15 protein-coding genes are annotated in these 15803 nt (G+C 71.4%); 11 read left to right on the top strand and 4 right to left on the bottom strand.

The window, feature by feature from the left end:
* Window positions 1-11: 11 nt before the first annotated feature.
* On the bottom strand, window positions 12-863 hold the full coding sequence (locus AMK26_RS16085; protein WP_073755308.1) for a fumarylacetoacetate hydrolase family protein: 852 nt from the start codon (window positions 861-863) through the stop codon (window positions 12-14).
* Window positions 864-908: 45 nt separating this feature from the next.
* The gene (locus tag AMK26_RS16080; protein ID WP_079277617.1) at window positions 909-2099 is read right to left on the bottom strand and encodes a cytochrome P450; all 1191 of its coding nucleotides are present in this window, start codon (window positions 2097-2099) and stop codon (window positions 909-911) included.
* A gap of 507 nt (window positions 2100-2606) precedes the next feature.
* Here AMK26_RS16080 and AMK26_RS16075 point away from each other — a divergent pair.
* The 6 genes from AMK26_RS16075 (at window position 2607) to AMK26_RS16050 (ending at window position 8846) form a co-directional block, all read left to right on the top strand.
* Window positions 2607-4106 (top strand): class I adenylate-forming enzyme family protein, encoded by a 1500-nt coding sequence (locus AMK26_RS16075; RefSeq protein ID WP_073755307.1) that lies wholly within the window; start codon window positions 2607-2609, stop codon window positions 4104-4106.
* Window positions 4093-4368, top strand: coding sequence for an acyl carrier protein (locus tag AMK26_RS16070; RefSeq protein WP_073755306.1), 276 nt, complete (start codon window positions 4093-4095; stop codon window positions 4366-4368). Before AMK26_RS16075 ends, AMK26_RS16070 begins: the two co-directional genes overlap by 14 nt.
* Window positions 4369-4479: 111 nt before the next feature.
* Entirely contained in the window at window positions 4480-5691 is a 1212-nt protein-coding gene (locus AMK26_RS16065) for a cytochrome P450 (RefSeq protein WP_073755305.1), read from the top strand.
* A 32-nt stretch (window positions 5692-5723) separates the two neighbouring features.
* A complete protein-coding gene (locus AMK26_RS37735) occupies window positions 5724-6572 on the top strand; it encodes an alpha/beta fold hydrolase (protein ID WP_073755304.1) in 849 nt (282 codons plus the stop codon).
* Entirely contained in the window at window positions 6496-7320 is an 825-nt protein-coding gene (locus tag AMK26_RS16055) for a tryptophan 2,3-dioxygenase family protein (RefSeq protein WP_274536117.1), read from the top strand. The genes AMK26_RS37735 and AMK26_RS16055 overlap by 77 nt, the downstream gene beginning before the upstream one ends.
* An 11-nt stretch (window positions 7321-7331) precedes the next feature.
* Window positions 7332-8846 carry a tryptophan halogenase family protein gene (locus tag AMK26_RS16050; RefSeq protein ID WP_073755302.1) on the top strand — a complete coding sequence of 505 codons (1515 nt, stop codon included), beginning with the start codon at window positions 7332-7334 and terminating at the stop codon, window positions 8844-8846.
* Window positions 8847-8893: 47 nt separating this feature from the next.
* Here the strand turns inward: AMK26_RS16050 and AMK26_RS16045 are convergent, their stop codons facing one another.
* On the bottom strand, window positions 8894-9487 hold the full coding sequence (locus tag AMK26_RS16045; protein ID WP_073755301.1) for a TetR/AcrR family transcriptional regulator: 594 nt from the start codon (window positions 9485-9487) through the stop codon (window positions 8894-8896).
* A gap of 90 nt (window positions 9488-9577) precedes the next feature.
* Here AMK26_RS16045 and AMK26_RS16040 point away from each other — a divergent pair, with 90 nt between their 5' ends.
* The 5 genes from AMK26_RS16040 to AMK26_RS16020 all read left to right on the top strand — a co-directional run bounded on the left by AMK26_RS16040 (window position 9578) and on the right by AMK26_RS16020 (window position 14542).
* Window positions 9578-10792: a cytochrome P450 gene (locus AMK26_RS16040; RefSeq protein WP_158071123.1), complete on the top strand. Its 1215-nt coding sequence runs from the start codon at window positions 9578-9580 to the stop codon at window positions 10790-10792.
* Between the two features lie 55 nt (window positions 10793-10847).
* Window positions 10848-11738 carry an SAM-dependent methyltransferase gene (locus tag AMK26_RS16035; protein ID WP_073755299.1) on the top strand — a complete coding sequence of 297 codons (891 nt, stop codon included), beginning with the start codon at window positions 10848-10850 and terminating at the stop codon, window positions 11736-11738.
* Window positions 11739-11852: 114 nt separating this feature from the next.
* A complete protein-coding gene (locus AMK26_RS16030; RefSeq protein WP_073755298.1) occupies window positions 11853-12662 on the top strand; it encodes a class I SAM-dependent methyltransferase in 810 nt (269 codons plus the stop codon).
* Between the two features lie 58 nt (window positions 12663-12720).
* A complete protein-coding gene (locus AMK26_RS16025; protein WP_073755297.1) occupies window positions 12721-13716 on the top strand; it encodes an NAD-dependent epimerase/dehydratase family protein in 996 nt (331 codons plus the stop codon).
* Between the two features lie 4 nt (window positions 13717-13720).
* Entirely contained in the window at window positions 13721-14542 is an 822-nt protein-coding gene (locus AMK26_RS16020; RefSeq protein ID WP_073755296.1) for an SAM-dependent methyltransferase, read from the top strand.
* A 63-nt stretch (window positions 14543-14605) separates the two neighbouring features.
* Here the strand turns inward: AMK26_RS16020 and AMK26_RS16015 are convergent, their stop codons facing one another.
* Window positions 14606-15745, bottom strand: coding sequence for an alpha/beta hydrolase family protein (locus AMK26_RS16015; RefSeq protein WP_073755295.1), 1140 nt, complete (start codon window positions 15743-15745; stop codon window positions 14606-14608).
* Window positions 15746-15803: the final 58 nt, after the last annotated feature.

The raw sequence follows: 15803 nt of genomic DNA, 5'->3' as shown, positions 1-15803 counted from the left end.
GTCGTCATCGTTCAACACGGCCTTTCTTCACTCGCTGCGTGATCCGCGGCGACCACGGCGATGGTGTTGCGGAGCGTGCCGATGCCGCCGATCGACACCTCGACCCGGTCGCCGGGCGACAGCGGCCCGGAGCCCGCGGGCGTCCCGGTGAGGATCACGTCACCGGGCTCCAGCGTCATGTGCTCGCTGACCACGGCGATGACCTCGTGGACCGGGGTGATGAGGTCGCGGGTGCTGCCACGCTGCCTGGTCTCGCCGTCCACCTGGCAGGTGATCTCGACGCCCGCCGGATCCAGGTCCGTCGCCAGCCAGGGACCCAGGGGCGTGAAGCGGTCGAAGTGTTTCGCCCAGAGGGGCGGGTACGCCGCCGGCGCGGAACCGTTGCCCGCGTCCGGTGGGGCTTTCGCGTACGCCGTCAGGTCGTTCGCGCACGTGTAGCCCGCCACGACCTCCGCCGCGTACTCGGGGCGAACCCGCTTGCAGCGCACCCCGATCACGACCGCCAGCTCGGCCTCGTGCTTCAGCTCCCAGGCGGCTCCCGGGTGGCCGACGGCGTCCCCGGGCCCGGCCAGTGACGACGGCGGCTTCAGCAGCACGGGGGAGGAGGCGGCGCCCGCCGGGCGCCCGCCCCCGGCAGCCGGTCCGCCGCCGGAGGTGTGGTTGAGGGCGATGCACGCGATCTTGGTCGGCTCGGCGGGCGGCAGGAGCGTGACCTCACCGACCGGGCGCGCGCGGCCCGCGCGCGGCACCCAGCGCCCGGTCGCGCCGTCGTACGCGACGGGGACCACGCGGTCACCGTCGTGATCACGGTCGACGCGGCCGTATCCGCGTCCACCGCCGTCGCCGTATCTGCAGACAAGCATGATGGAACGTTCCTTCCTGGCCGTGGAGGGGGCGCGAGGAGGGCCTCACCAGGTCACGGGCAGTTCCTCCAGGCCCAGCGTCACGTGGCCGCCCCGCCAGCGCAGGCTCTCCGGCGCCGCCGCCAGGCGGAGCCCCGGGAAGCGCCGGAGGATCGTCGAGAACACCGTCCTCAGTTCGAGCCGCGCCAGGGCCGCGCCGAGACAGTGGTGCGCTCCGTGGCCGAACGCGAGGTGCGGGTTCGGCTGCCGCGCGATGTCGAAGCGTGCCGCCTCGGGGAAGATCCCGTCGTCGCGGTTGGCGGAGTTGATGGATATCTGCACGAGGTCGCCCGCCGGCACAAGCCGGCCACCCAGCCATACGTCCTCGGTCGCCATCTGGAGGCGGTTGAGGTCGACGACCGGCTGGTAGCGGAGTATCTCCTCGATCGCCGGATCGAGGAGTCCCGGGTCGTCGCGCAGCCTCTTCCACTGGTCGGGGTTGCGGAAGAGCCTGAGCAGCCCGGCGCTGATCGCGGTCTGCGTCGTCTCCAGCCCGCCCGCCAGGATGACGACGGTGAGGGAGACCAGCTCCTCCTCGGTGAGGCGTGCCTCGTCGTGGGCGCGGATCAGCACGCTCAGCACATCGGGATCCGACGCGCGGCCCTCTCCGGGCCCCGCGCGCCTGGCCCGGACGGTGCGGTCGACGAAGGCGCTGAGCTCCCGCCACGCCGACTGGTCGGGGCCGCCGCCCACGGTGGTGATGCGGTCGCACAACCGGCTGAGCGCGGCGTGGTCCTCGGTGGGGAATCCGAGCAGCTCGCAGATGACGAGGGCCGGCAGCGGAGCGGCGACGTGCCGGACCAGGTCCGCGGGCGGCCCCGCCTCCTCCAAGGAGTCGAACAGCCGGTCCGTCAGTTCCTGGACACGCGGCCGCATGCCGTCGATCCGCCGTACGCCGAACGCCTTCGACACCAGTCCCCGCAGTTCGAGGTGCGCACGGCCGTCCATGTTGACGGTACGCGTCGTGCCGCGACCCGGCTCGGTGGCCGCCGCGCCGCTCCCCGCCGACATGTCGCGGGTGAACTTCTCACCGGAGAGCACGGTGCGCACGTCGTCGTGACGGGTCACGAGCCAGGCGGTCCTGCCGTCCGGGAGGCGGACGCGGGAGACGGGCTCGCGCGCCCGCAGCTCGTCCAGCTCCGGTGGCAGGTCGCCCGCGTGGTCCGCCGCGTGTGGGTAGTCGAGTATGTGGTCCATGGCGTCATTCCGATCTGTGCGGTGTGGCCTGTGACGGAATGAAGAAAGGCGATCGGGAGGAGGTCACACCCGAGGCCGGCCGGAAGAGCAGCACGGACCTGCGCGACGTCATCAGTTTCCCCCGTGACGAATGGACAAGCGTGATGATGGCGTGGCCGCATCGCCCGGTTGCGATGCGGCCACGCCGGAATCGACTCACGCTTGGATCGCTTTGTACCAATCGCTTGTGTACCAAAGGCACGTTGCCGGACAGCGTTGGCCACAACAACCCTGATTTTGCGGGGGTACCTATGGGTCCGCACGTATGTTAGGGTCCCGCCCCCTCGATCGCCCCCCACCGGCAGGCGATCCCTTTAGCAGATGTCCCGCTGCTGAGGTACCCCCGCAAAATGAGGGTTGTTGGCGCGGGGAGCTGTCCGGCAACGTGCCTTTCGCGATCAACTGGCGAAATATCTTCCCAGAGGTGTTGCGCCGGGAATCAGGCCGAGTCAGGGGGGAGATCTCGTCATGTCCTGGATGGCACAGCTTCTGGAGAGAGGCCGGCAGCGCCACGGCGACCGGGTCGCGGTCCTCGACGGGGAACGACAGGTCACCTACGCCGAGTTGGACCGCCGGACCGACAGCCTGGCCACCACCTTCCTGGCCATGGGCATCGAGCGCGGCCACCGGGTCGCGGTCGTCTCGCACAACCGCCTCGAGGTGCTCGAGACCTACTTCGCCCTCGGCAAGATCGGAGCGGCGGCGGTACCCGTCCACTACGGGGCCGTCGCGGACGAAGTCGCCGCCGTCGTCAAGGAGTACGGCGTTTCCGCCGTCGTCGGGGAAGAGGGACTCCCGGGGACGGCGGACCACCCCTTCGACTGCCCCGTCCTGCTGTACGGAAGCAGCGCCTACGCGGAGGCCGTCTCGTGCCGGCCCCGCCTCCCGGCGCGTGAGGTCCCCGACGACGAGCTGCTGTTCGTCCTCCAGACCTCGGCGACCACGGGCCGGCCCAAGGGCGTCCGCGTCGACCACCGCTCGCTGCGCTCGGTGACCCTGGGATACCTGGCCGAGGTCATGCCGGAGACGGACATCGTCTTCCTGCACTGCGGCCCGCTGTCCCACGGGGCGATGGTGTTCCCGCTCATGTACATGGCCGCCGGTGCGACGGTGGCGCTCATGCGGATGTTCTCCCCGCTGGAGTGCCTCGCCACGATCCGCCGCGCACAGGTCACGCACCTCTTCCTCGTACCGGACATGCTCAGGTTCGTCCTGAAGGCCCAAGGGTCCTCGCGAACCGGCCTCGGCCGCCTCCGGGAGGTCATCTACGGCGCGGCGCCGATGCCCCGGCCGCTGCTCCTGGAAGCGCGGGCGGCGTGGGGCTGCGCCTTCCGCCAGGCGTACGGCCTGACGGAAGCCGGGGGCGTCGTCGCGACGCTCCCGCCCGCCGACCAGGACTACACGACCGGAGAAGCCCGGGGCCCTGCCGCGTCCGTGGGCCGGGCCCTCCTGGGCACCGTCATCCGGAGCCGCGACGGCGAACTGTGGGTGCGCGGCCCCGGCGTCATGAGCGGGTACTGGAACGATCCCGGCGCCACGGAGGAAACCCTCCAGGACGGCTGGGTGCGTACGGGCGACCTCGGGACGGTCGACGAGCAGGGGTACGTCCACCTCACCGGGCGCGTGAAGGACGTCATCGTCCGTGGCGGCCAGAAAATCTTCCCCACGGAGGTCGAGCACGTCCTCCTCGGCCATCCCGCGGTGCGCGAGGCCTGCGTCGTCGGGACACCGAGCGAGGAGTGGGGCGAGCTTCCGTTCGCCTATGTGGTCGCGGCGGACGACGACACCGCGGCGCTCGACGCGTCCCTGCGGGAACTGACACGCCGGCATCTCGCCCGGTACAAACGCCCCGTTCATTTCGAGGTCGTCGCGAGTCTGCCGCGCAATGCCGCCGGAAAGGTCGACCGGAAAAATCTCCGCAACCGGGCAGCCGGCAGTGACAGGGGGAATGAGCATGGAGAACGCTGAAGCGGTTCACGTCCTGGCCCGTCTGGAAACCCTGCTGAGGGAAGTCTGGGACGAGTATCCCGCCGGTGAGCCGGTGGACAGGGACGCATCGCTCCTCAGCCTCGGAGTCGACTCGCTCACCCTGGTGATTCTGCTCGACCGAGTCGAAAGAGAATTCCGTGTCGCATGGGATCCCGGCAATCCTCCCGGCGCTTTCAGTTCACTGCGCTCGCTCGCGGAACTGGTGGCGGCGGGAAGCCCGGACACCGCGGGGAAACCGTAACCGCCATGCTCCGGCGGAGGCGGACGATCACCGGTCCCTTCCCGGCGTGGCGGGCCGACCCCCGCGAACCGGCCGGCCACATCACCAACGACCAGGAAGAGAGGTGCCGCCATGACCGGGACCGAACGTGCCGTCGGGCCGGCCGCCGTCCAGCAGCTCGATGAGACCGGGACGACACTGGCCTGGTTCAGGCGGATGCGGGAGGAGGCCCCGGTCAGCCACGACGAGGAGACCGGCGTCTGGCATGTCTTCCGGTACGCCGAGGCCGTTCAGGTCCTCGGTGATCCCGACACCTTCTCGTCCGACTTCAGCGGCCTCACCTCCGCCCAGGAGGACGTCGACCTCTTCTCCCGGGGCAACATCGTCCGGATGGACCCGCCCCAGCACCGCAAGCTGCGCACCCTGGTCGGCAAGGCGTTCACCCCCCGCGTGGTGGCCCGGCTGGAGCCCCGTATCGCCGCTGTCACCGGCGAGTTGCTGGACGCCATGAAGGGGTCGGACCGGACAGAGCTGATCTCCGCCCTGGCCTACCCCCTGCCGGTGATCGTCATCACCGAGCTCCTGGGCATCCCGGCCGAGGACCGCGCCACGTTCCGGCGCTGGGCCGAGGCCCTGGTGTCACCGGAGGGGCAGTCGGGCCTCGTACCCAACGAGCAGCGGGTGCGGTCCATGGCGGCCGTCATGCGCGAGATGAACCCCTACTCCCTGGACCACATCCGCTCCCGCCGTGCCGCGCCCAAGGACGATCTGATCAGCAAGCTCGTGACCGCGGAGGTGGACGGGGAGCGCCTGGACGACGCGGAGATGGTCGGGTTCGTGAGCCTGCTGCTGCTCGCCGGCCACATCACGACCACGGTGCTGCTGGGCAACTCCGTGCTGTGCCTGGCCGACCACCCGGAGGCCGCCGCGGCGCTGCGCGCCGACCCGAGCGGCCTGCCCACCATGATCGAGGAAGTGCTGCGCTACCGCGCACCGCTGGCCCCGACCACGCGCAGGACCACCCGGGAGGCCCGGATCGGTGAGCACACCGTCCCGGCGGGCCAGGTGGTGGTCACCTGGCTCGCCTCGGCCAACCGGGACGAGCGGCAGTTCCACGAGCCGGACCGCTTCGACTTCCGCCGCCGGCCCAATCCGCACCTGAGCTTCGGGCAGGGCATCCACTTCTGCCTCGGCGCCCCCCTGGCCCGGCTGGAAGCCCGGATCGCCCTGGAGGCGATGCTCGGCCGCTGGAGCGACTTCACGGCCGGCCCCGGAGTCGAGTTCCACGATCCACGAGGGATCTTCGGCCCCAGGCGGCTCCCCCTCCACCTGCGCTGGGCCTGACCTTGGAGACGGAAGGAAAGGAAGAGCCGACCATGGCGAACACCGACTCGACCACCCACACGCTGGACGTCCCGGGCGCGCGCCTGTGCTACGAGACCCACGGCTCCGGCCCGCTGCTCCTGCTGGTCGGCGCCCCCATGGGCAGCAGAGGGTTCGCGACGATCACGCCCCTGCTCGCCGAGGACCACACCGTCGTGACGTACGACCCGCGCGGCATCCTGCGCAGCACCGTCGAGGACCCGGCGCGGGAAGGGACACTGGAGGTGCTCACCGACGACGTCCACCGCCTGCTGTCCGCCCTCGGCCCCGAACCGGCCTATGTGTTCGGCAACAGCGGAGGCGCCGCCATCGGCCTCGACCTGCTCACCCGGCACCCCGGACAGGTCCGCGCCCTGGTGGCCCACGAACCCCCGCTGATGGAACTGCTGCCCGACAGCGCGCAGTTGCGTGCCGCGGCCGACGAGGTGTACGACACCTACGTCGGCGTGGGCCGCAACGAGGCGCTGAAGAAGTACGCGGCCCTGACCGGCGTCGAGCGGTTCTCCCGTCCGCCCGGCGGCGGGCGGCACGAGGTCACCGACCTCGACTCCTTCACCCCGCCGGACGACGTCCGGGCCATCCTCGACCGCTTCTTCCTGCACATCTTCCGCCCCACCGCCCGCTATGCCCCGGACATCGCGGCGCTGCGGGCCGCCTCCGCGCCTGTCGTGGTGGGCGGCGGCACCACGTCCAAGGGGCAGCTGTCCCACCGGGCCGCGGTCGCACTGGCCGGTCAGCTCGGCACGCACGTCGTCGACTTCCCCGGTGACCACACCGGCTTCCAGGGCGAACCCGAGGCGTTCGCCGCCACCCTGCGCCGAGTGCTCACCGGAACGGCATGAACGACGCCCAGGGAACCGCGACGTGGAGAGACTCATGACCGCCTTCAGCTACTCCGACTACCTGCGCACGGACACCCTGCTCTCCCTGCAGCGCACCCGTACGCCGCCCACGGCCGATCGTGCGGTGCTGCTGGCGGAACACTTCTTCATCGTCGCGCACCAGTCGTGCGAGCTGTGGCTCAAGCAGGTGGTCGCCGACCTGGAGGCGGTGGCCGGCACGCTGTCCTCGGCGAGCGGCGCCGAGGACCTGGAGCTGAGCGCGGAGTACCTGCAGCGGGCGAGCGAGGTGCTGCGGGTGCTGCACGACCAGGTGATCGTGCTGGAGCGGCTGCCACTGCGCCACTTCGCCGCGTTCCGGCCCTACCTCGGCACCGCGAGCGGAGCCCAGTCCGAGCAGTTCAGGACGCTCGCCCGGCTGATCGGCGACGAGCGGCGGACGGGCACGCTGTACGAGGCCTTCGCGACCGCGGTGACGCGCCTCGGCACCACCGTCGCCGAGGTGTGCCGGCGCGGGACCGGTGCGGGAGCCCTCCACCGGGTCGCCGAGGGGCTGCTCGACATCGGCAACGGGTACTGGCGATGGAAGGTGGCCCATCTCGGTCTCACGTCCAAGATGCTGGGCGGCCGGCCCGGCACGGGTGCCACCGACGGGGTCGACCACCTGCTGCGCCGGATCACCCAGCCGTTCTCCGAACTGCGCACGCACCGCGAGCAGGTGCACGCCCCCCTCGCGCAGAGCGCGGGTTGAGAAGAGGGAAAATGATGTCACATGTGGTAATCGTCGGTGGCGGAACCGCGGGATGGATGACCGCCACCTACCTCAAGGCGGCGTTCGGTGAGCGGATCCAGGTGACGCTCGTCGAATCCGAGCAGGTGTCGACGATCGGCGTGGGCGAGGCCACGTTCAGCACCGTGCGGCACTTCTTCCGGTTCCTGGGACTGGCCGAGCACGAGTGGATGCCGGAATGCCACGCCTCGTACAAGCTCGCCATCCGGTTCGAGGACTGGCGGGCCGAGGGTCACTACTTCTACCACCCCTTCGAGCGCCCGCGGACGGTGAACGGCTTCTCGCTCGCGGAGTGGTGGCAGCACCTGCGGCCCGGCGACCGGTTCGACCGGGACGCCTCCGTACTGGCCGCGCTGTGCGACGCGCGGAGCTCACCCAAGTACCTCGACGGCACCCTGTTCGAGATGGCGGGGGAGGACCCCACACAGTTCCCGTACGCCTACCACTTCGACGCCACGCTGCTGGCCCGCTTCCTCCGCGGGTACGGCACCCGGCGCGGCGTCCGGCACGTCGTCGACGACGTCCTCGACGTCCGCCTCGACGAACGCGGCCACATCCGGAACGTCCTCACCAAGGAACACGGCGAGCTCGCGGGTGACCTGTTCGTCGACTGCACCGGCTTCCGCGGGATGCTGCTGAACAAGGCCCTTGGGGTGCCGTTCCTGTCGTACCAGGACAGCCTGCCCAACGACAGTGCGGTCGCGTTGCGGGTGCCGGTGGACGTCGCCAGGAGGGGCATGAGGCCGTGTACGACGGCCACCGCCCAGGCCGCCGGGTGGATCTGGACGATCCCGCTGCTCGACCGGCTCGGCACCGGGTACGTGTACGCGAGCGACTACTGCTCACCGGAGGAGGCGGAGCGGACGCTGCGGGAGTTCGTCGGCCCGGAGGCGGACGACGTGACGGCGAACCACATCCGGATGAGGATCGGGCGCAGCGCCCAATCCTGGGCCGGCAACTGCGTGGCGATCGGCCTGTCCAGCGGGTTCGTCGAGCCGCTGGAGTCGACCGGGATCTTCTTCATCCAGAACGGCATCGAGCAGCTGGTGCGGTACTTCCCTGACGGCCGGGACGACGAGCGGCTCCGGCAGGCGTACAACCGGCAGGTCGGCCATGTCATGGACGGCGTACGGGAGTTCCTCGTGCTGCACTACTACGCCGCGGCCCGCGACGACAACCAGTACTGGCGGGACGCCAAGACGCGCCCGATGCCCGACGCCCTGGCCGAGCGCATCGAACAGTGGCACACCTCGCTGCCCGACGCCGACTCGGTCTACCCGTACTTCCACGGCTTCGAGCCGTACTCGTACACCGCCATGCTGCTGGGGCTCGGCGGGATCCGGACCCGGCCGCTGCCGGTGCTCGCCCGGCTCGACGGGACCGATGCGGTGAAGGAGTTCCACCGGATACGGCAGCAGGCGGACAGCCTGGTCGACCGGCTGCCGAGCCAGTACGACTACCTCGCGCAGCTGCGCGGCGGCGCCTGAGACTCCGGCCCCCTGCCCGGGCGGGGGCGCCGGGCGGGCGGTACGGCCTACGGCTGCCGCAGGACGCCGGAGACCACCGCGCTCACCGTCTTGCGTACGGCCGTGGGCTCCGGCGCGGTGGCCTGCCGGTCGGCGAACAGCAGGTGCCCGGAGCCGATCAGCATGGGGGAGAGCGTGTCGATGTCGGCGTCGGCGGCGATGCGCCCCAGGTCGCGCTCGGCGACGAGGTACGAGGCGATCATGGCCGTGGCCTCCGTCAGCACCGGGATGCCGGTCGGCGTGGTCCGGCGCAGCCGGCCGCGCAGTTCGTCCCGGGAGACGACGAGGTTGACGATCCCGACGGTGACGGGGCCGAACAGGTCCGTCAGCGCACCGGCGAGGTTGTCCACGACGGTGCCGCTCCCGGCGCGGTCGCGCAGGGCGGCGGCCTGGTCGTCGATCCGGCCCATGCGGTCCCGTACGAGCTCGGCGAGGAAGGTGTCGAAGTCGGCGAAGTGCCGGTGCAGTACGCCCTTGGCGCAGCCCGCCTCCGTGGTGACCTCCCGGCTGGTCAGCGCGTTCGGCCCGCCCCGGAGCAGAACGCGCTCGGCGGCACCGAACAGCTGCCGGCGTACGTCGCGGATGGCTACCCCTGTCGGCATCGTGCGGCCCTCCTTCGCTTGCTGGGACCAGTCGTTGACCAGTGGGCACCTGCCCACTAGGGTGGGCGCATGCCCACTATACCCCCAGTCGTGTCCACAGGAGGTTCCCGGGAAGCAGTGCCGGCCACGGCGGCCGGCCGCGAGTTGTACGGGGTTGCGGACCCGGTCCGCGAGCTGTGGCGCCAGGCACCGGTACGGGAGATCACCACGGAGACCGGCATGAAGGGCTGGCTGGTCACCGGTATGGAGGAGGTACGGGTCGCCCTGTCCGACCCCCGGTTCAGCCGGGCCGAGGCCCGGCGGATCGGCGCGGTGGTCATGCCCTCGGCGGTCTTCGAGAAGCCGGGGATCAACGACCTCGACGGAGCCGAGCACACCCGGCTGCGCCGCCTCGTGGCGGGGGCGTTCAGCGCACGCCGCATCCGCGCCCTCCGGCCCCGCGTCCAGCGCATCACCGATGAGCTGATCACCGCCCTGGCCGCCGCCGGTCCGCCCGCCGACCTCGTCGCCGGGCTGTGCCGCCCGCTCCCGCTCACCGTGATCTTCGAGATCCTCGGCGTCCCGCAGCAGGACAGGGCGCGCTTCAGCGGCTGGGCCGACCGCGTCATGGCCGCCGGCGCCTACTCGCCGGAGGAGTCCCTGAAGGCGCTCCACGCGGTGGTGGACTACATGACCGAGCTCGTCGACGCCAAGCGTCGCGCCCCCGACGACAGCCTGCTCCAGGACCTGATCGCGGCCCGCGACGAGCACGACCGGCTGAGCGAGCAGGAGTTGGTCCACCTCGGCTGCGGTCTGCTCATGGCCGGCAACGAATCCACCGCGACCATGCTCGGCAAGGGACTGCTGGCCCTGCTGGACAACCCGGACCAGCTCGCGGCGCTGCGCGCCGACCCGTCGCTCCTGCCGTCCGCCGTGGAGGAGGTGCTGCGGTACGCGCCGCTGGCCGCCCGCCCGTACGGCGGTCAGGTACGGGCCACCACGTGCGACGTCGAGCTGGGCGGTGTGACCATCCCCGCGCACAGCGTGGTCTTCGCCGCCGTGCCGGCCGCCAACCTCGATCCGGGGACGTTCCCCGATCCCGTCCGCTTCGACATCACCCGTGAGGGCGCCGCCGAACACGTCACGTTCGGCTACGGCCCGCACCGCTGCCTGGGCGCCCAACTCGCCCGTATGGAGCTGGAGGTGGCGTTCGGCAGCCTGCTCGCCGCCTTCCCCCGACTGCGGCCGGCGGTGCCCGTCGAAGAACTCTCCCACGCCGAGGGCAGGCTCATGACCGGGCTTCTGGAGCTGCCCGTCACCTGGTGAGTGCCGGCCGGGCGTACCTGGCACACCGTTCAGGCCTACGAGAAAGAGATGACTTGTGAACGAGCACGCAGTCGAAGGCGGTGCCCGGGCGGCAGCCGAGGACGCGCCGCCGGAGAGGGAGGTGGCCGGCTTCTACAACGACATCAGCGGCCTCCTCACCGAGCTGTTCGGCGGGAGCCTGCACGAGGGGTACTGGGAATCCCCCTCCGACCGCTCCACGATGGCCGAGGCGTCGCAGCGGCTCACCGACCTGCTGACGGAGAAGCTGAAGGCCGGGCCGGGGGACACGGTCCTCGACGTCGGGTGCGGATCGGGCGCTCCGGCGATCCGGCTCGCGCGGGTGACGGGCGCGCGGGTGGTCGGGATCACCAACAGTGACGTACAGATCCAGGCGGCCGTACGCAACGCCCAGGACGCCGGTATGGGCGAGCAGGTGACGTTCCGGTGCGAGGACGCCACGGTCCTGGACTTCCCGGCGGGGTCGTTCGACGGGGTGCTGATGATCGAGTCGATCTTCCACCTCCCGGACCGGCTCGGCGCGCTGCGGGAGGCGGCGAAGGTGCTCAAGCCGGGCGGACGGCTGGCCCTGACGGACCTGCTGGACCTGACGCCGGTGCGGCACGGCATGGCGGAGGCCATGGGCGACCTGGCCGAGCACGGGCATGAGCACGGGCACGCGCCCCTGGTGGCCAGGCCGATACCGCTGCGGCGGTACGAGACGCTCCTCGAAGAGGCCGGCCTGGTTCCCGTCGAGCTGACGGACGTCACCGAACACACGGTGGCCCCCACGCTCGCCTGCATCCGCAAGAAGCTCGACGAGGACCACGACCGGCTCGTCGAGACGTTCGGCAGCCAGGTCGTGAAGCAGTACGAGACGGTTCTGCCGCTTCTGGAGTCGGCCGGTTTCGGGTACGCCGTCGTCGTCGCGGAGGTTCCTGGAGGGTGAACCGATGAGCCGGCCGCCTCGTGGCCGTGCGGTGGAGCCGGGACCGGTGCGGTCCCGGCTCCGCTTCGTTTCCCGCCGTTTGACGAGTGGGCATGCGCCCATTAAAGTGGGCGCATGCCCACTCTTCCCGAGAACCAGCCTCACCGGCAGCGCCAGGTCGCGGAGTCGTTCGGCACGGACGCCGAGCGCTACGACCGGGCGCGGCCCCGCTACCCCGAAGCCCTGGTGGAGCGGATCGTCGCCGACAGCCCCGGCGTCACGGTCCTCGACGTCGGCTCCGGCACCGGCATCGCCGCACGGCAGTTCCAGGCCCACGACTGCACGGTCCTCGCGGTCGAGCCCGACGAACGGCTGGCCGAGCTGGCCAGGCAGCTCGGCGTCGAGACCGACGTGGCCACGTTCGAAGCCTGGGAGCCGGCCGGGCGGGAGTTCGACGCCGTCGTCGCCGCCCAGGCGTGGCACTGGGTCGACCCGGTGGCGGGCGCGGCCAAGGCCGCGCGGGTGCTGCGCCCCGCCGGCCGGCTGGCGGTGTTCTGGAACGTCTTCCAGTTCCCGCCGGACGTGGCGGACGTCGTCGCCGAGGTCTGCGAGCGGGTGATGCCCAACGCGCCGTTCAGCTTCACGGCGATGACGAAGGGGGCCATGGACGGGTACCAGGAGTTCTTCGCCAAGTCCGCCGACGGCATCCGCACCGCGGGCGGGTTCGGCGAGCCGGAGCAGTGGCGGTACGACTGGGAGTGGACGTACACCAAGGACGCCTGGCTGGACCAGATGCCCACGCTCGGCGCCTTCACCCGGCTCCCGGAGGACAAGATGGCCGAGGTGCTGCGGGGCGTCGGGGACGCCATCGACGCCATGGGCGGCAGCTTCACCATGGGGTATGCCACGGTGGCCGTTACCGCGCGGCGCACCGACGCCCCCTGATCCCGCTCGTCCGCGACATCCGGTGCGCCGGCGTCCCCGGCGCGAGGAGAGGAACATCATGCGAGTTCTGGTGCTGGGCGGTACCCATTACGTGGGACGCGCCCTCGTCGAGGCGGCGTTGGCGCGCGGTGATGACGTCAGCACCCTCAACCGCGGCCTCAGCGCACCCGCCGCGAAAGGCGTCGAGACCCTGATCGCCGACCGGACCGATCCCCGGGCGCTGCGCCGGGCGATCGGCGACCAGAAGTGGGACGCCGTCGTCGACACCTGGAACGGGGCGCCGCGTGTCATCGCCGACAGCAGCGCGCTCCTGGCCGACCGGGTCCGGCACTTCGGATACGTCTCCAGCTGGGTGGTGTACCGGCCACCGGTACCGCACGGCGCCGACGAGTCCGCCGCCGTGATCGACGGCGACCCGGACGACAGCGCCGACGGGTTCTACCCCACGGCCAAGCGCGGCGCCGAGCTCGGCGTGCTCCGCGCCTTCGGGGACCGCGCCCTGATCGCCCGCCCCGGGCCGATGCTGGGCCCGTACGAGGACGTCGGCTCGCTGACCTGGTGGCTGCGCCGCATCGAGCGCGGCGGACGGGTCCTGGCCCCCGGTGCGCCGGACGACCCCTTGCAGTACGTCGACGTCCGGGACCACGCGGTGTGGATGCTGGACGCCGCGGAACGGGGCATCGGCGGCACGTTCAACACCGTGTGCCCCCGCGGGCGTCACACCATGGGGGAGCTGCTGGAGACGATGTGCCGGGTGACCGGGTCCGACGCGGAACTGGTCTGGGCCGGCGACGACATCCTCATGGCGGAGGGCGTCCGCCCGTACCTCGACATCCCGCTGTGGCTCCCGGCGGCCATGCGGGGCGGCATCCATGACGTCGACGTCACCGCCGCCCACGACGCCGGACTCGACACCGGCCGCCCGCTGGAGGACACCCTCGCCGACACCTGGTCCTGGCTGCGGCGCGAGGGCGAGCCGCCCTGGCAGCAGACCGACACGCGCCGCGGACTGGACCCCGCCACCGAACAGCGCGTACTGGACAAGGTCGGCTGACCGCATGCGACAGCAGACGGACGAAGCCGGGTTCTACAACGACACGAGCGAGTTCCTCGCCGAACTGTCCGGCGGCAGCCTGCACATGGGCTACTGGGAATCCCCGTCGGACCGGTCGACGATGGCGGAGGCGTCCCAGCGGCTCACCGACCTGATGACGGAGAAGACGAAGGCCGGGCCGGCGGACAGGGTGCTCGACATCGGTTGCGGGACCGGCGCTCCCGCGATCCGGCTCGCGCGGACCACGGGCGCACAGGTCGTCGGGATCACCGACAGCCCCGTACAGGCGCGACTGGCCGTACGGAGCGCGGAGGACGCCGGAATCGGCGACCGGGTGACGTTCCGGCGCGAGGACGCCATGGATCTTCCCTTCCCGGCGCAGTCGTTCGACGTGGTGTGGCTCCTGGAGTCGCTGATGGCCATGCCGGACCGGCTCGGAGCGCTGCGGCAGGCGGCGCGCGTGCTCGTACCGGGCGGCCGGCTGGCCCTCACCGACTTCCTGGACCGCGCTCCGGCGCCGGCCACCGGGCGGAGAACGCCGGGTGAGCACGAGGGGTCGACGCTGATGACCAAGCTGATACCGCTGGCCGACTACGACTCACTCCTCGAACAGGCGGGCCTGGTCCCCGTCGAGACGACCGACATCACCGACCACACGGTGGAGCGCACCCTCACCTGCATGCGGCAGAAGCTGACGGAGGACCGCGAGGACCTGGTCCGGAGGTTCGGGGCCCCGGTCGTCGACCAGTTCGACGCCATCGTCGCGCGCCTGCGGGCGGTCGGCCTCGGATACGGCCTCGTCGTCGCGACCCGCCCCGTGCGGTGACCACACCGCGGGGCCGGCCCCGGCCGTCCGGCCGGCACCGGCCCCGCGGCCGCGACCAGGACGCTACGGACGTACGAAGGCGACTTCGGGGAACGCCGCGCACGGCCCGTCGAGCAACGGGCGCGGTACGCCCCGCAGATGGCGGTCGACGAAGGCGCCGACATAGGCCCGGGTGATCACCGTGGCCCGGTCACCGGAGAGGGTGCCGAACAGCTGCGGCTCCAGCTCGGGTGGAATCACCCCGCTCAGGTCGAAGTGCTCGTACAGCCAGTGGGCGTCGCTGAAGGACAGGTGACCCGCGGTGGGCACACTGAGCCACCGCTTCCAACCGGCCAGGCCACCCCAGCGGTCCACCCAATTGGCGGCGGGAGTCCCACCGGCCGTGGGCCACTGGGCACCCAGCAACAGCACCGGCCGGGACACCGGCTCCTGGGGCCGCTCCGTGAAGAACGTGCCCTCCATGTTGACGGCGGCGTCGACGCGAGGATCCTCGCTCAGGGTCTCGACAGCACTCGCTCCGCCTATGGAGTGACCCACCACGGCGATCCGGGAACCGTCGACGGGAAGCCCCGAACCCGGCCCGGTCAGCTGGTCCAGGAGGAAGTGGATGTCCTTGACCCGGCTGCGCACCACATCGGCGTTGCCCTGGCCCGTACACATCGAACAGGGCTCCAGGCGCCCGCCGGGGAACTCCACGAACGCCTCGTAGGTGTGGTCCAGCGCGGCCACGACATACCCCCGGGAGGCGAGCTCCTCGCCCAGCGACGTCAGCGACACGCGCGTCATACCGTAACCGGGGGACAGCACCACGAGCGGCCGCGCCCCGGGCAGCGCGGCCGCGTCCACGGTCGAGTGCGTACGCACGGTGCTGAGGGCATCGGTGCCGAAGGCGGCGGAGGACAGCTGCGCGGACATGAACGGCGCCGCACGGCCGGAGGGCCGCACGGCCGGATACCACACGGTGGCCATCAGCTCCCGGAAGTCCTTGCCGGGCTTCCACGGGTCGGGCCGTGACGTGTCCTTCAGGTGCAGGGATCTGCTGCCGATCCGAAGTGCGCCCGTCGGCGCGGGCAGTTCGGGTCCCGAGGTGGTCCGTACGGAGGATTCGGCGGAGGCCGCGGCCGCGCTCGGAACTCCGGGGACCACGAGGGCCCCCAGGAGAGCGAGCGAGACGGCGGCGAGTCGTAAGAATCGTGGGGACATGGCCCCACGCTACGGGACCCGTGATCGCCGGGTCACGGATCCCGCCCACGCCGTACGC

The organism is Streptomyces sp. CB03234, assembly GCF_001905885.1.
In the GTDB taxonomy this organism is placed as follows: Bacteria; Actinomycetota; Actinomycetes; order Streptomycetales; family Streptomycetaceae; genus Streptomyces.
The sequence above is the reverse complement of the archived record's forward strand: the minus strand, read 5'-3'. Positions and strand labels throughout refer to the sequence as shown.

Coding starts and splice junctions, on each gene's coding strand:
- AMK26_RS37735 (WP_073755304.1), top strand. CDS start 5,724: ATGGCGAACACCGACTCGACCACCCACACGCTGGACGTCCCGGGCGCG.
- AMK26_RS16080 (WP_079277617.1), bottom strand. CDS start 2,099: ATGGACCACATACTCGACTACCCACACGCGGCGGACCACGCGGGCGAC.
- AMK26_RS16025 (WP_073755297.1), top strand. CDS start 12,721: ATGCGAGTTCTGGTGCTGGGCGGTACCCATTACGTGGGACGCGCCCTC.
- AMK26_RS16020 (WP_073755296.1), top strand. CDS start 13,721: ATGCGACAGCAGACGGACGAAGCCGGGTTCTACAACGACACGAGCGAG.
- AMK26_RS16065 (WP_073755305.1), top strand. CDS start 4,480: ATGACCGGGACCGAACGTGCCGTCGGGCCGGCCGCCGTCCAGCAGCTC.
- AMK26_RS16030 (WP_073755298.1), top strand. CDS start 11,853: ATGCCCACTCTTCCCGAGAACCAGCCTCACCGGCAGCGCCAGGTCGCG.
- AMK26_RS16075 (WP_073755307.1), top strand. CDS start 2,607: ATGTCCTGGATGGCACAGCTTCTGGAGAGAGGCCGGCAGCGCCACGGC.
- AMK26_RS16050 (WP_073755302.1), top strand. CDS start 7,332: ATGATGTCACATGTGGTAATCGTCGGTGGCGGAACCGCGGGATGGATG.
- AMK26_RS16015 (WP_073755295.1), bottom strand. CDS start 15,745: ATGTCCCCACGATTCTTACGACTCGCCGCCGTCTCGCTCGCTCTCCTG.
- AMK26_RS16085 (WP_073755308.1), bottom strand. CDS start 863: ATGCTTGTCTGCAGATACGGCGACGGCGGTGGACGCGGATACGGCCGC.
- AMK26_RS16070 (WP_073755306.1), top strand. CDS start 4,093: ATGGAGAACGCTGAAGCGGTTCACGTCCTGGCCCGTCTGGAAACCCTG.
- AMK26_RS16045 (WP_073755301.1), bottom strand. CDS start 9,487: ATGCCGACAGGGGTAGCCATCCGCGACGTACGCCGGCAGCTGTTCGGT.